This is a genomic window from Bartonella sp. AU55XJBT (genome assembly GCF_028618525.1).
Window position 1 is genome coordinate 1 of the sequence record NZ_JAQITC010000020.1, and the last position, 15751, is coordinate 15751.

Below are 15751 nucleotides of genomic sequence, written 5' to 3' on the forward strand. Positions count from 1 at the left end.
CGATGGATGTGTCTCTGATTGTTCCAATTGCGATGGAAGAGAAGCTTCGTTTTGCTATTCGTGAAGGTGGTCGTACTGTTGGTGCCGGTATCGTCTCTAAAATCATTGAATAAATAATGCTTGTTGAAAGGTTACTAAAGGCGTTTTGGTTTTGAAAGTTAGGGGTATAGCTCAGTTGGTAGAGCGGCGGTCTCCAAAACCGCAGGTCGCGGGTTCAAGTCCTGCTGCCCCTGCCAAAAGGAGAATAGAATTTTAGATATGGGGGAGCGGATCTTGCTGTCTTTTTCGCTTTTTTTTATCTAGGGCTTGTTTTTTTGTGTGTGAGACGCTATTGAATAGGAAGTAAAGAATTGCATCAGTCTAGAAGGTGGCTTTTGCATTTTTTTGTATTTATTTTGTTGGATAAAACACAATGGCACTAAAAAAGAGTGTAATAGGGCGAGAGAGTGTAGTGTGACGATGGCATCTAAAACTAATCCAATTGCCTTTTTGAAGCAGGTTTATGCAGAAACAGTTAAAGTGAAGTGGCCTACGCGTCGCGAGACGGTTATTTCTACTGTTATGGTTTTGTTGGTAACTGCATTGGCTTCAGCTTTCTTTTTTATTGTGGATCAGGTTATGCATTTTGGTGTTTGGCGGGTTATTGATCTTCTGAAATATCTTTTTGGTTGAGAATGTAAGGAAGTGTGACTGTGGCGGCTCGTTGGTATATTGTTCAGGCATATTCAAATTTTGAAAAGAAAGTAGCGGAAGCTATTGATAAGGAGGCAAAGCAAAAAGGACTTGATCATCTGTTTGAGAAGATTTTTGTTCCAACGGAGCGTGTCGTAGAAGTTCGTCGTGGACGCAAAGTTGATACTGAACGGAAATTTTTTCCTGGTTATGTTCTTGTTCGTGCTGAATTAACAGATGAGGTTTATCATCTTATTAAAAATACGCCTAAAGTGACAGGTTTTCTAGGGTCTGAGGCACGTCCTGTTCCCATTTCTGATCGAGAGGTTGAGCAGATTCTCAAACAAGTTCAGGAAGGAGTTGAATCTCCAAAGTCTTCTGTGTTGTTTGAGGTTGGAGAGCAAGTTCGCGTTGCTGATGGTCCTTTTGTTTCGTTTAATGGAATTGTTCAAGAGGTTGAAGAAGAGCGCTCTCGTCTTAAGGTTGAAGTGCTCATTTTTGGGCGTCCTACGCCTGTTGATTTGGAATTTGGTCAGGTTGAAAAACTCTGATTAAGCTTAGAGTAGTTTAATTACTTTAAGGAAGGAGTGGGAGGTGATTTATGGCTTTTGTCGGCTTAATGATCCGAACCACATGACTGCAGCGGGTAGCGAGCAAGATAAATTGTTAGTGTACCAGTGAAATTGAAGGCAGATTATTATGGCAAAAAAAAGTATAGGTCAGCTCAAGTTGCAGGTTCCTGCAGGGGCTGCTACTCCATCTCCACCGATTGGTCCAGCTCTTGGTCAACGTGGTATTAATATCATGGAATTTTGTAAGGCATTTAATGCAGCGACACAAGAAATGGAAAAGGGAGCACCGATTCCAGTTGTTATTACGTATTACCAAGATAAGTCTTTCACATTTTCTCTCAAGACACCTCCTGTATCGTTCTTTTTAAAGAAAGAAGCACAACTGAAATCTGGTTCAAAAGAGCCCGGTAAAGTGTCCGTAGGAAGTATCTCTCGCGATAAAATTCGCTTGATTGCGGAATCAAAGATGAAAGATCTTAATGCAAATGACATTGAGGCAGCAATGCGTATGGTTGAAGGTTCTGCGCGCTCGATGGGCTTGGAAGTGGTGGGCTAATGTTATGGCAAAAGTAGCAAAGAGAATAAAAAATATCCGCAAAGATGTTGATTTTAATCAACTTTACGCTTTGAATGATGCTGTTTCAATGGTTAAGGAGCGTGCTGTAGCTAAGTTTGATGAAACAATTGAGATTTCAATGAACTTGGGTGTTGATCCTCGTCATGCTGATCAAATGGTTCGAGGTGTTGCGCATTTGCCTAACGGAACGGGACGAAATGTTCGTGTTGCCGTTTTTGCTCGTGGAGATAAGGCTGAGGAAGCTAAGGCAGCGGGGGCCGATATCGTGGGTGCTGAAGATTTGTTTGAAAGCATTAATGGGGGGATGATTGACTTTGATCGTTGCATTGCAACACCAGACATGATGCCTCTTGTTGGTCGTCTTGGTAAGATTCTTGGTCCTCGGAGTTTGATGCCAAATCCAAAGGTTGGGACTGTAACACTTGATGTTGCTGGTGCTGTCAAAGCTTCTAAAGGTGGTGCTGTAGAGTTTCGTGTTGAAAAAGCTGGGATTGTGCATGCTGGTATTGGGAAGGCTTCTTTTGGTGCTGAAAAAATTGTAGAAAATATTAAAGCTTTTGCAAGTGCAGTTATTAAAGCAAAACCGCAAGGTGCAAAAGGTGAGTATATTAAGCGCGTTGCTGTTTCTTCAACGATGGGGGTTGGTGTTAAGGTTGATCCAGTAACGGTTCGTTCAGAGTCAGTATAAGCTGATTGATAATTTTTTTGAGGTAAGTGACGATCAAAATTATATTTTAAATGTCGATTTTGTCCGGCATTTAGCTATCTAAGCTTTATAGGGCTTAGGTTATACCGGGAGAAATTCCGGAATATCCTGTCCGAGATTGTAGGTGATGTTTTAAGCATCTTAATCAAAAAAAACCTGCATGAGACTGGGGTAAAAAACTGAGAGTTAAAAGACTTAAAGGGTTTGAGCCAAGGTTGCCTTTGAACGCTATGCGTGAAAAAGGGGACAGGATCCTCATCGGTGACATGAAGTATTTTATGTCATCAAAGGTAACCAACAGGTTTGTTTAAAAATAAATCTGTTAAATGGAGAGAGACAGTGAATAGAGCGGAAAAACGCGAATTTGTTACATGGCTTAACGAGGCTTTTCAGAAGTCTGGTTCTGTTGTTGTTGCACATTATTCCGGTCTGACAGTTTCACAGATGAACGATTTGCGTTCGAAAATGGGTGAAGCTGGCGGTGCCGTTAAAGTCGCCAAAAACCGTCTTGCTAAAATCGCTCTTCAGGGCACGGAATCTGAATCGATAATGGGTTTGTTTACAGGACAAACACTTATTGCTTATTCAGAAGATCCAATCACAGCACCGAAGGTTGCTGTTGATTTTGCAAAAAGCAATGACAAATTTGTCATCCTTGGCGGTTCAATGGGTGCAACAAGTTTAACTGTAGATGCTGTGAAGTCATTGGCTTCGTTGCCTTCATTAAACGAGTTGCGGGCAAAACTTGTAGGTATGATTTCTACTCCTGCAACCCGTATTGCACAGGTTGTTAATGCACCTGCCGGTCAGGTTGCACGTGTCATTGGCGCATATGCTCAGGAGGATAAGGCGGCTTAAGGCTTTTTATTCACGTTGATGGAAAAGCTTTAATGCTTTTCTGTTTTTTTGAATAAGTTTTAATAATGGTTCAAATCTTTTAATTAAAGGAATTAAAAAATGGCTGATCTAGCGAAGATCGTAGAAGACCTTTCTAATCTAACCCTTTTGGAAGCTGCTGAGCTTTCTAAGTTACTTGAAGAAAAGTGGGGTGTTTCGGCTGCTGCTCCTGTAGCCGTCGCTGCTGTTGCTGGTGCTGCTGCTCCAGCTGCTGAAGAAAAAACAGAATTTGATGTTATTCTTGTTGAAGGTGGCGCGCAAAAAATTAATGTTATTAAAGAAGTTCGTGCTCTTACTGGACTTGGTCTTAAGGAAGCGAAAGATCTGGTTGAAGGAGCACCTAAGCCTATTAAAGAAGGTGCTTCTAAAGAAGAAGCGGAGAAAATTAAATCTCAACTTGAAGCGGCTGGTGCTAAAGTTGAACTTAAATGAATTTAATTTTATCGGCGGGCATTTATGTTCGCCGATTTTCTTTCTCTAAAAAGAGGGAAAGTAATGAGTAAAAAAACCTTTTACCAACGATTTAATCGCAATAGTGGGTATGGGGTTGGGCTACTCATCTCTCATCATAGAGCCAAGTTAAAGAAAGGCTTGTGTTGGTGAGGAAAGTTAGCGATGCTCATTATTGGGTGTCAAGTGAACTGGTCTGCATATGCAGGTTAATGATATAAGACTTTCAAGGATGGTCTACCTTGAAGAGTAAGGATCAAGGAGCGACGATGGCTCAGACTCACGCAATGATGTCTCAATTCAATGGTCGTAAGCGGGTACGCAAATTTTTTGGTAAGATTCCTGAAGTAGCAGAAATGCCGAATCTTATTGAGGTTCAAAAAGCGTCATATGATCAGTTTCTCATGATTGAGGAACCGAAAGGTGGACGACCAGATGAAGGTTTGCAAGCTGTTTTTAAATCGGTATTTCCTATTTCCGATTTTTCCGGTACAGCTATGCTTGAGTTTGTTGGTTATGAATTTGATTTACCAAAATTTGATGTTGAAGAATGTCGTCAACGTGATTTAACTTATGCAGCCCCATTGAAGGTGATATTGCGTTTGATTGTTTTTGATATTGATGAGGATACGGGCTCCAAAGATATCAAAGACATTAAAGAGCAGGGCGTTTATATGGGTGATATGCCTTTAATGACGACCAATGGTACCTTTATCGTTAATGGTACGGAGCGTGTTATTGTTTCTCAGATGCACCGTTCTCCAGGTGTCTTTTTTGATCATGATAAGGGCAAGTCTCATTCATCAGGAAAGCTTCTTTTTGCTGCTCGTGTTATTCCATACCGTGGCTCTTGGCTGGATATTGAGTTTGATGCTAAGGACATTATTTATGCGCGTATTGATCGGCGGCGCAAGATTCCTGTTACCAGCCTGTTAATGGCATTAGGTATGGATGGCTCAGATATTTTGTCGACGTTTTATGATAAAGTGACTTATGAGCGTGATGGAGAAGGGTGGCGTGTTCCTTATTCTGTTGATCGCTTTAAAGGAATGAAGCTCATTTCTGACCTTATAGATGCAGAGAGTGGTGAAGTTGTTGCGGAAGCTGGTAAAAAGCTAACAGTTCGTACCGCAAAATCTTTGGCAGAAAAGGGCCTCAAGGCGGTTAAAGTTAGTGAAGATGATTTATTAGGGTGTTATCTTGCCGAAGATATCGTCAATTACGAGACAGGTGAAATTTATCTTGAAGCGGGCGATGAAATTGACGAAAAAGTATTAAAAGTTTTGCTTGATGTTAGTGCTGGTCAAATCAATATTCTTGATATTGATCACATGAATATTGGCGCCTATATCCGCAATACTTTAAAAGTGGATAAGAATGAAAGCCGACAGGATGCATTGTTTGATATTTACCGAGTAATGCGTCCAGGTGAGCCTCCCACAATCGATACAGCAGAAGCAATGTTTCATTCATTGTTTTTTGATCCAGAGCGTTATGATCTTTCAGCTGTTGGACGTGTTAAGATGAATTTGCGTATGGATCTTGATTGTCCAGATACCGTTCGCGTTTTGCGTCAAGAGGATATTCTTGCTGTTGTTAAGATGTTGGTTGAATTACGTGATGGTCGTGGTGAAATTGATGATATTGATAATCTTGGCAATCGTCGTGTTCGTTCCGTTGGGGAGTTGATGGAAAATCAATATCGCATTGGTCTCCTTCGTATGGAGCGTGCGATAAAAGAGCGTATGTCATCGGTTGAAATTGATACAGTTATGCCGCAGGATTTAATCAATGCAAAGCCTGCAGCAGCAGCCGTTCGTGAATTTTTTGGATCTTCTCAATTGTCGCAATTTATGGATCAAACCAATCCATTGTCGGAAATCACCCATAAGCGCCGTCTTTCTGCCCTTGGTCCAGGGGGGTTGACTCGTGAGCGTGCGGGTTTTGAAGTTCGTGACGTTCATCCTACGCATTATGGTCGTATTTGTCCGATTGAAACACCAGAAGGCCCCAATATTGGTCTCATTAACTCCTTAGCAACATTTGCTCGGGTTAACAAATATGGTTTTATTGAAAGCCCATATCGTAAAATTATTGATGGTAAAGTCACCAAAGAAGTTATTTATCTTTCAGCGATGGAAGAAGCAAAGCATTATGTTGCTCAAGCAAATTCTTCCTTAGATAGTGAAGGCCGTTTTATAGAAGAGTTTGTTGTTTGTCGTCATGCGGGTGAAGTTTTAATGGCGCCGCGCGATCATGTTGATTTGATGGATGTTTCACCAAAACAGTTGGTTTCAGTTGCGGCTGCGCTTATTCCGTTTTTAGAAAATGATGATGCGAATCGTGCGTTAATGGGATCGAACATGCAACGTCAAGCCGTTCCTCTTGTGCGCGCTGAAGCGCCATTTGTTGGTACGGGAATGGAATCCGTTGTTGCACGCGATTCAGGAGCAGCGGTGAGCGCAAAACGGAGTGGTATTGTTGATCAAGTTGATGCGACCCGTATTGTTATTCGTGCAACAGAAGATTTAGATCCTTCAAAATCAGGTGTTGATATTTACCGCTTACAAAAGTTTCAGCGTTCTAATCAGTCCACTTGTATTAATCAGCGCCCTCTTGTGCATGTCGGTGATCGGGTAGAAAAGGGTGATATTATTGCAGATGGCCCATCCACGGATCTTGGTGATTTGGCTCTTGGCCGTAACGTTCTTGTCGCCTTTATGCCTTGGAATGGATACAACTATGAAGATTCCATTTTGTTATCTGAGCGCATTGTTGCGGATGATGTGTTTACTTCAATTCATATTGAGGAGTTTGAAGTTGCAGCACGTGATACAAAACTTGGGCCTGAGGAAATTACCCGTGACATTCCGAACGTTGCGGAAGAAGCCTTAAGGAATCTTGACGAAGCTGGCATTATTTATATTGGTGCTGAAGTTCAACCGGGTGATATTTTGGTTGGAAAGATTACACCGAAGGGTGAAAGTCCCATGACGCCGGAAGAAAAGCTTCTGCGTGCAATTTTTGGTGAAAAGGCATCAGATGTTCGCGATACTTCTATGCGTATGCCTCCTGGGACGTTTGGTACTGTCGTTGAGGTTCGCGTTTTTAATCGCCATGGAGTGGAAAAAGATGAGCGTGCTATGGCCATTGAACGTGAAGAAATTGAGCGTTTAGCAAAAGACCGTGATGATGAACAGTCAATTCTTGATCGCAATGTTTATGCGCGTCTTACCGATATGTTAACAGGTAAAGTCGCTGTAGAAGGTCCGAAAGGCTTTTCGGAGAGCAAAAAGCTTGATAGTACGGTAATGGGGCGTTATCCACGCTCGCAGTGGTGGCAATTTGCTGTTGAGGATGAAAAGCTTCAAAATGAGATTGAAGCTTTACGCAAGCAATATGATGAATCAAAAGAAGCATTACAACGTCGCTTTATGGATAAAGTTGAAAAGGTCCAAAGAGGTGATGAAATGCCTCCTGGTGTCATGAAAATGGTAAAGGTTTTTGTGGCTGTGAAACGCAAAATCCAACCAGGTGATAAGATGGCGGGACGTCACGGGAATAAGGGTGTTGTTTCACGTATTCTTCCTGTAGAGGATATGCCATTTCTTGAAGATGGAACGCATGCTGATATCGTCTTAAACCCTCTTGGTGTGCCTAGTCGTATGAATGTTGGGCAAATTCTTGAGACACACCTTGGTTGGGCATGTGCGGGGATGGGTAAAAAGATTGGCGATTTATTAGAATTATATCAAGAGACAGGTGATATACTTCCTTTACGTCAACGTATTGAAAATCTTATGCCTGATGATAATCATAATGAGCCTGTGCGTCAGTATGATAACGAAAGTCTTTACAAATTGGCACTTCAGATGAAGAAAGGGGTTTCAATTGCAACGCCTGTTTTTGATGGAGCCCATGAGTCTGATATCAACATGATGCTGGAAGATGCTGGTCTGGATAGTTCAGGGCAGGTTACGCTTTATGATGGTCGTACGGGAGAGCCTTTTGACCGCCCAGTAACTGTAGGGTATATTTACATGTTGAAATTGCATCACCTTGTTGATGATAAGATACATGCACGTTCTATTGGTCCTTACTCGCTTGTTACGCAGCAACCATTGGGAGGTAAGGCGCAGTTTGGTGGTCAACGTTTTGGTGAAATGGAAGTGTGGGCCCTTGAAGCTTATGGTGCTGCATACACTTTGCAGGAGATGTTGACAGTAAAATCGGATGATGTCGCTGGTCGGACGAAAGTCTATGAAGCGATTGTGCGTGGTGATGATACGTTTGAAGCTGGGATACCTGAGAGCTTTAATGTGTTGGTGAAAGAAATGCGTTCACTTGCTCTTAATGTAGAGCTTGATGATGCGCGTGAACTTATTGCACAGCGCGTGTTATCTGATACGGCAGAACAATAGTTCAAAGAGCGCACGAGAAAAAAGGTTGCGCTCTGATTACTTTGAGAGGCTCGATGACCTTATTTAAGGTCTACAGATCATTTTTAAAAGTAAATGTATTTTAAAGAAGATCTGTTACAACATGAATGAGATATTAAAACAGGTTCTAAGAATCTTTGAAGGAGAACAGCATGAACCACGAGGTCATGAATCTTTTCAATCCTCAAGCGCCAGCGCAAACATTTGACTCTATTCGTATTTCGATTGCGAGTCCTGAGAAAATTTTGTCTTGGTCGTATGGTGAGATTAAGAAGCCTGAGACTATTAATTATCGGACTTTTAAACCAGAGCGTGATGGTCTTTTTTGTGCACGTATATTTGGTCCGATTAAAGACTATGAATGTCTATGCGGTAAATATAAACGCATGAAATATAAGGGGATTATTTGTGAAAAATGTGGTGTGGAAGTTACTCTTTCGCGCGTACGTCGTGAGCGGATGGGGCACATTGAGCTGGCAGCGCCTGTTGCGCATATATGGTTTCTTAAATCGTTACCAGGCCGTATTTCTACACTTTTAGATTTGACTTTAAAAGATATTGAGCGTGTTCTTTATTTTGAAAATTATATTGTAACCGAACCAGGGTTGACATCTCTTAAGCTCCACCAGCTTCTTTCCGAAGAAGAATATATGCTTGCGATTGATGAGTTTGGAGAAGATCAGTTTACAGCGATGATTGGCGCTGAAGCTATTTACGAGCTTTTAGCGAGTATGGAGCTCGATAAAATCGCCAATGATTTGCGTCTCGAATTAGCTGAAACGACTTCGGAGTTAAAGCAGAAAAAATTGATTAAACGACTTAAGATCGTTGAAAATTTTCTTGAATCTGGGAATAAGCCAGAATGGATGATTATGAAAACAATTCCGGTTATTCCACCGGATTTACGTCCATTGGTTCCGCTTGATGGTGGACGTTTTGCAACATCAGATCTCAATGATCTTTATCGGCGTGTTATCAATCGTAATAACCGCTTAAAACGGCTGATTGAATTGCGTGCTCCTGGGATTATTGTGCGTAATGAAAAGCGTATGGTGCAAGAAGCTGTTGACGCGTTGTTTGATAATGGACGGCGTGGGCGTGTGATTACGGGAGCCAATAAACGTCCATTAAAATCTCTTTCAGATATGTTAAAGGGTAAGCAGGGCCGTTTCCGTCAAAACCTACTTGGAAAGCGTGTTGATTACTCGGGGCGTTCTGTTATCGTGACAGGTCCTGAATTAAAGTTACATCAATGTGGTCTTCCTAAAAAAATGGCCCTTGAATTATTTAAGCCCTTCATTTATGCGCGGCTTGATGCAAAAGGATATTCTTCGACTGTAAAACAAGCAAAAAAGCTTGTCGAGAAGGAGCATCCAGAAGTTTGGGATATCTTAGATGAGGTTATTCGTGAACATCCCGTTCTACTCAATCGTGCGCCAACATTACACCGTTTGGGAATTCAGGCTTTTGAACCTATCTTAATTGAAGGGAAGGCTATCCAACTTCATCCATTGGTCTGTACTGCTTTTAATGCGGATTTTGATGGAGATCAGATGGCGGTTCACGTTCCGCTTTCTCTTGAAGCACAGCTTGAAGCCCGCGTTTTGATGATGTCGACCAATAATATTCTTCATCCAGCAAATGGTGCCCCTATTATTGTTCCATCACAGGATATGGTTCTTGGACTTTATTATCTCTCGATTGTTTCTGAAAAAGAACCGGGTGAAGGAATGGCTTTTTCTGATATCGGTGAGCTTCATTATGCCTTGGAAAACAAGGTCGTAACGCTTCATACGAAGATTAAAGGTCGTGTTAAGAATATTGGCAAGGATGGAAAAGAAGTTGCTAAACTTTATGATACGACGCCAGGTCGTTTGATTATCGGTGAGCTTTTACCTAAAAATCCAAATATTTCATTTGATATTGTCAATCAAGAAATGACAAAAAAGAATATTTCTAAAATGATTGATCATGTTTATCGCCACTGTGGACAAAAAGAGACGGTTATTTTTTGTGACCGTATTATGCAGCTTGGTTTTTCTTATGCTTGTCGTGCAGGAATTTCATTCGGAAAAGATGATATGGTTATTCCTGATAGCAAATCACGTTTGGTTGCAGAAACAGAAGCTTTGGCGAAGGAATACGAACAGCAATATAATGATGGTTTGATTACACAGGGTGAAAAATACAATAAGGTTGTGGATGCTTGGGGTAAATGTACAGACCGTGTTGCGGATGAAATGATGAAACGAATTCAAGCCGTCGACTTTGATCCTAAAACAGGTCGTCAACGGCCTATGAATTCAATCTATATGATGTCACACTCTGGTGCTCGTGGTTCAGCTAACCAGATGAGACAGTTGGCTGGTATGCGTGGATTAATGGCAAAACCATCGGGTGAAATTATTGAAACACCTATTATTTCAAATTTTAAGGAAGGTCTAACTGTTAACGAATACTTCAACTCTACCCATGGTGCGCGTAAAGGTCTTGCGGATACTGCGTTAAAAACGGCAAACTCTGGTTATCTCACACGGCGTCTTGTTGATGTGGCACAGGATGCTATTATTTCAGCCGTTGATTGTGGTACTGCAAAAGGGCTTACGATGCAGCCAATTGTTGATGCAGGACAAATTGTTGCCTCTCTTGGGCAACGAATTCTTGGTCGTACAGCCCTTGTTGATATTTTACATCCTGTCTCTGGAGAGGTTATTCTTGAGGGTGGAGCGATGATTGAGGAGGCTGATGTTGCGAAGATTGAAGAAGCCGGAATTCAATCTGTTCAAATTCGTTCTGCTTTAACATGTGAAACACGTCTTGGTGTGTGTGCAAAATGCTATGGTCGTGATTTGGCGCGTGGAACACCAGTTAATCAGGGGGAAGCCGTTGGTGTTATTGCTGCTCAATCCATTGGTGAACCGGGAACGCAGCTTACTATGCGTACTTTCCACTTAGGAGGAACTGCACAAGTTGTTGATTCATCGTATTTAGAGGCATCTTATGAAGGTACGGTGGAGATTCGTAATCGTAATGTGGTTCGTAACTCTGAAGGTCATTTGGTGGTTATGGGGCGTAATATGGCTATCCTTATCAAGGATGAGTTAGGAAAAGAACGCGTTGTGCATCGTGTTAGCTATGGTGCGCATATTTTTGTTGATGATGGTGATGTGGTTAAACGTGGTCAGCGTATAGCAGAATGGGATCCTTATACACGCCCAGTTTTAACGGAAGTTGAAGGTTATGTGGGTTTTGAAGATATGGTTGATGGTTTATCAGTCACTGAAACAGCTGATGAATCTACGGGGATTACGAAGCGTTTGGTGATTGATTGGCGTGCTAATCCACGTGGTGCGGAGCTCAAACCAGCCATTATCATTCACGCAGATAAAGAAGGTAAATCCATTGCTAAATTGTATAAGGGCGGTGAGGCTCGTTATATGATGTCAGTGGAAACTATTCTTTCTGTTGAGCTTGGTTCTCATGTTAAAGCTGGTGATGTTATTGCTCGTTTGCCAATGGAAAGTGCCAAGACAAAAGATATTACAGGGGGGCTACCACGGGTGGCAGAGCTTTTTGAAGCGCGTCGTCCAAAGGATCATGCGATTATTGCTGAAGTCAGTGGTACAATTCGCTTTGGCCGTGGTTATAAGAATAAACGCCGTATTATTATTGAACCAAATGATGAAACTCTTGAGCCAGTAGAATATTTGATTCCAAAAGGTAAGTTATTTCACTTCCAAGAAGGCGATCAAATTGAAAAGGGTGATTATATCCTTGATGGTAATCCAGCACCCCATGATATCTTAGCGATTAAGGGTGTTGAAGCTTTGGCCTCTTACCTTGTGAATGAAATTCAGGAGGTTTATCGTTTGCAGGGGGTTCTTATTAATGACAAGCACATTGAGGTGATTGTTCGTCAAATGTTGCAAAAGGTTGAAATTACTGAATCTGGAGATTCTGGTTATATTCCAGGTGATAATGTTGATCGTATTGAACTTGATGAAATCAATGATAATTTGATTGCAGAAGGGAAGAAACCTGCATCTGGTAATCCCATTCTTCTTGGAATTACAAAAGCTTCTCTTCAAACGCCTTCTTTCATTTCAGCAGCATCGTTTCAGGAAACAACACGTGTTCTGACCGAAGCGGCGGTTTCTGGCAAAATTGATACTTTGCAAGGACTTAAAGAGAACGTTATTGTCGGTCGTCTTATTCCTGCTGGTACAGGGGGCACGATTTCTCAAATTCGTCGTATTGCAGCAGTTCGTGATGATTTAATTGTAGATGAACAACGTAAGTCTAGTAATAACGAAGCAGCTAAGGCTATGTTGACAAATATGACAGCCGAAACCGTTGCTGAATAATTTAAAGACAACGTCATATAATAAAAAAACGTCTGAATAGAAAGTTCAGACGTTTTTTTTATATCAAAATGTAGAAGTTGCATATTCCCCTGAAAAATATAATAATAAAAAATTATAAGCTGATAGTCGTTTCAAACATTCTTAGTCGTTTATTATTTGGTAGTGGTGCTTATCTTTTTTATTGTTTCCTTTTAAAGTTTTCTTATTTTTGAAGGAAGTATAGAAATTTTTTTCCAAAATATATGAAGCTCAAAAACCATACTCCAAGGAAAAGAGGCGATTATCTACAAATCAGATAACGATTGATTTGGAATTTTAGAAAAATTTTTGATTGATTGCTTCTGTAATGGTTTAAAAGGCCATATAATGAAAAGATCAATAGTCTTTTCTGTAATCTAAAAAATAATTGTTTTTTTGCTGTATACTATTTGTATGATAAGAATACATGTCTTTATATTTTAGAGTATGGGAAAGTAGAGGATAGGGTGCTTACTAAAGTTTTATAAAAAAACAGGCATATTTTTTATAACAACGTGGTCTATGAAGACAGAATGATAAAATGTACGAATATTATTCAATTAGAGAATTGACGCGTGAGTTTTCAATAACAGCTCGGACTTTGCGTTATTATGAAGAAGAAGGGCTTATTATTCCTTTACGGCGTGGAAGTACGCGGCTTTATACACAAACGGACCGTCATAAGTTAAAACAAATACTACGTGCTAAAAGAGTTAAATTTTCATTGTCTGAAATATCTGAGATGTTGTCTATGGTTGGAGATCCACCTGATGATGAGAAAAAGCTTAAGAAGTTAATTGCAGGAATTCATAAAAAGCGAGCTGATTTAAAGAAAATGCAGCATGATATTGATGACCTTCTACAGGATTTAGAACGAATTGAGGAGAATTTTTTTGAGAGCTTAGCAGAGTTGGGGGTTAATCGTTGATTATGAAATTTCTTTCATTCCACTTTTAGACAATTTTCTTTTTATTAAAAGAGATAGGTTGTGCTATCCTAATGGGTGGATGGTCTTTAATGCTGCGTGAAATATAATAAGTCATTTGAAAAAATAGAGCGTGCGCAAAAAGCAGCAAAGGTATTTTCGTAATATATTGTCCTTAATAAGCAAAAAATATTTTTCAATTAAAGAAAGTAAAGACAATGGCAGTTTCTCCCATGAGTATTTTTCAATCTATTTTATCGCGAAAGTCAATTCGCGCTTTTACTGATCAGCCCGTTAGTTTGGAAACAATCAAAGAAATTTTAAAACTTGCAGCACGTGCACCATCTGGAACAAATATTCAGCCATGGCAAGTGATTGTGCTTACGGGAAGTGTATTACAGAAAGTAGGGCAAGAGCTTTCACAACTTGTGTTTTCAGGTGTAAAAGGAGAACGTGAATATCATTATTATCCACGTCAATGGCGTGAACCTTATCTTTCAAGGCGTCGAAAAGTTGGTTTGGATCTTTATCAGAGTCTTGGAATTCAAAAAGGCGATGAAGAAAAAATGCTTCATCAAAAGGCGCGAAATTTTTTATTTTTCGATGCACCTGTAGGACTTTTGTTTACAATGGATCACGACATGGAAATGGGGAGTTGGCTTGATTTGGGGATGTTTATGCAGACTATTATGTTAGCAGCACGTGGATTTGGATTAGATACTTGCCCCCAAGCGGCTTTTGCTGATTATCATAAACAGATTCGTACACTTTTATCGATCCCTTCTGATCGCCATGTTATTTGTGGTATGGCACTTGGTTATCGCGATATGAATGCTCCTGAAAATAATTTTGAGACAGAACGAGAACCGTTAGAAAACTTTGTACGTTTCATTGAAGCATATCCGTAAAATATTTTGTATAATTAAGCATACATTTTGAATGAGTTGCTGCACTATAGGAAATATTTCCGGTAAGAATCTCACATTCTTATTAAATTCTTAAATAAAAGAATTTGGTTAGAAAGCAGGTACTCCCATCGCGCCCGTGCGTTCAATTCCACAGCATCATTATCATAATACCCCTCACAATTAGCATAATATTCATGAAGATAATAATCATCTTCGTTACCAAATTCGCGATATGCATCATCACAGATATCTTCATTAACTATTAAAGAGGCATTGCTATGAATGTAAGAATTGTCTGAGATAAGAGCATCACAAATAACAGCATTATCCGAAATATGAGCATGATTAGTGCCACAGGCGTTATAATAAATTTGTGTATTGCCATAGATGTCAACAAAAAAGCTTTTTACTTTAGCATTTCCACAGACACGTGCATTTTGAAAGCCCCGTGCTACATCAACAAACATTCCAGCTATGCCATGGCAAGAAGTTTCGGCTTTTTATCAGAGCTTGGATGATAAGATCCTTTCCAATTTAGCACTAAAACTCCTTATTTTGACAGAAGCACGATCATATCCATTGCGATATTTGCGTCTTGAACAAATAGATAAAAATATATGGACAATACCGAAAGAAAATATGAAGGGTATTGTAGGAAAAGTTTCAGATTTTCGCGTACCATTGAGTCATGAAGCTTTAAAAGTGATTGAAAAATCTCTCCCTTTTGAGAAAAAAGGTTTTCTCTTTTCTGGTATTACCGGCAAGCCAATTTCTGATGCAAGCATGGCAAAATATATGACAGTTTGTAGTTTGACTTATCGCCCCCATGGTTTCCGTTCAAGCTTACGGGATGGGATAGCAGAAACAATGTCAACACCATTTGAAATTGCAGAAACTGTTCTTGCGCATTCAGTTGGGAGTTCAGTGACGAAAGCTTATATGCGAACGGATTTTTTAGAACAACGCCATGCTCTCTTGGAACAGTAGGCGCTTTTCATTTTAGAAACGACTTGACAGAATTACAAATAGAGAAGTTTTTGTAAAGTTTCCTCAAATTATGTCAGTATCTAAATAGGCTTCTTATTATAGCATTTACTTTTATTTTACTTTGAAAAACAAAAGAAATAGATGATGTTTAAAACATCACTTGTCTTTAAATCAGAGAAGGCTGAAGAGAGCTGCTAAAGTGTGATTTATATATGAAATGAGGCTTTACAATAGTA

At 40.1% G+C, this 15751-nt stretch carries 10 protein-coding genes, 1 tRNA gene and 3 pseudogenes; 13 read left to right on the forward strand and 1 reads right to left on the reverse strand.

Annotated features, from left to right (window positions below):
• The 12 genes and pseudogenes from PVV70_RS09100 to PVV70_RS09155 form a co-directional block, all read left to right on the forward strand.
• Nucleotides 1-113: pseudogene (locus PVV70_RS09100) on the forward strand (elongation factor Tu); the annotation flags it as partial.
• A 47-nt stretch (nt 114-160) separates the two neighbouring features.
• Nucleotides 161-236, forward strand: a tRNA-Trp gene (locus tag PVV70_RS09105).
• A gap of 223 nt (nt 237-459) precedes the next feature.
• Nucleotides 460-672, forward strand: a complete 213-nt coding sequence (gene secE / locus PVV70_RS09110; RefSeq protein ID WP_005773665.1) for a preprotein translocase subunit SecE — start codon at nt 460-462, stop codon at nt 670-672.
• Nucleotides 673-692: 20 nt separating this feature from the next.
• Complete coding sequence (nusG, locus tag PVV70_RS09115) at nt 693-1223, forward strand: transcription termination/antitermination protein NusG (RefSeq protein ID WP_273758933.1); 531 nt, start codon at nt 693-695, stop codon at nt 1221-1223.
• A gap of 148 nt (nt 1224-1371) precedes the next feature.
• Entirely contained in the window at nt 1372-1800 is a 429-nt protein-coding gene (rplK, locus tag PVV70_RS09120) for a 50S ribosomal protein L11 (protein ID WP_120122041.1), read from the forward strand.
• Between the two features lie 4 nt (nt 1801-1804).
• The gene (gene rplA / locus PVV70_RS09125; RefSeq protein ID WP_273758934.1) at nt 1805-2509 is read left to right on the forward strand and encodes a 50S ribosomal protein L1; all 705 of its coding nucleotides are present in this window, start codon (nt 1805-1807) and stop codon (nt 2507-2509) included.
• Between the two features lie 357 nt (nt 2510-2866).
• Nucleotides 2867-3385, forward strand: coding sequence for a 50S ribosomal protein L10 (gene rplJ, locus PVV70_RS09130; RefSeq protein ID WP_273758936.1), 519 nt, complete (start codon nt 2867-2869; stop codon nt 3383-3385).
• A gap of 99 nt (nt 3386-3484) precedes the next feature.
• A complete protein-coding gene (rplL, locus tag PVV70_RS09135) occupies nt 3485-3856 on the forward strand; it encodes a 50S ribosomal protein L7/L12 (RefSeq protein WP_012231477.1) in 372 nt (123 codons plus the stop codon).
• Between the two features lie 287 nt (nt 3857-4143).
• Nucleotides 4144-8295 carry a DNA-directed RNA polymerase subunit beta gene (rpoB, locus tag PVV70_RS09140; RefSeq protein WP_273758937.1) on the forward strand — a complete coding sequence of 1384 codons (4152 nt, stop codon included), beginning with the start codon at nt 4144-4146 and terminating at the stop codon, nt 8293-8295.
• Nucleotides 8296-8465: 170 nt separating this feature from the next.
• Nucleotides 8466-12677: a DNA-directed RNA polymerase subunit beta' gene (gene rpoC, locus PVV70_RS09145; RefSeq protein ID WP_273758938.1), complete on the forward strand. Its 4212-nt coding sequence runs from the start codon at nt 8466-8468 to the stop codon at nt 12675-12677.
• Nucleotides 12678-13236: 559 nt separating this feature from the next.
• Entirely contained in the window at nt 13237-13623 is a 387-nt protein-coding gene (locus PVV70_RS09150; protein ID WP_273758939.1) for a MerR family DNA-binding transcriptional regulator, read from the forward strand.
• A gap of 215 nt (nt 13624-13838) precedes the next feature.
• Nucleotides 13839-14528 carry a nitroreductase gene (locus PVV70_RS09155; protein WP_273758940.1) on the forward strand — a complete coding sequence of 230 codons (690 nt, stop codon included), beginning with the start codon at nt 13839-13841 and terminating at the stop codon, nt 14526-14528.
• Nucleotides 14529-14599: 71 nt separating this feature from the next.
• Here the strand turns inward: PVV70_RS09155 and PVV70_RS09160 are convergent.
• A pseudogene (locus tag PVV70_RS09160) lies at nt 14600-14980 on the reverse strand (hypothetical protein); the annotation flags it as partial.
• Here PVV70_RS09160 and PVV70_RS09165 point away from each other — a divergent pair.
• Nucleotides 14970-15515, forward strand: a pseudogene (locus tag PVV70_RS09165) (tyrosine-type recombinase/integrase); the annotation flags it as partial. The pseudogenes PVV70_RS09160 and PVV70_RS09165 sit on opposite strands and share 11 nt — an antisense overlap.
• Between the last annotated feature and the right edge of the window lie 236 nt (nt 15516-15751).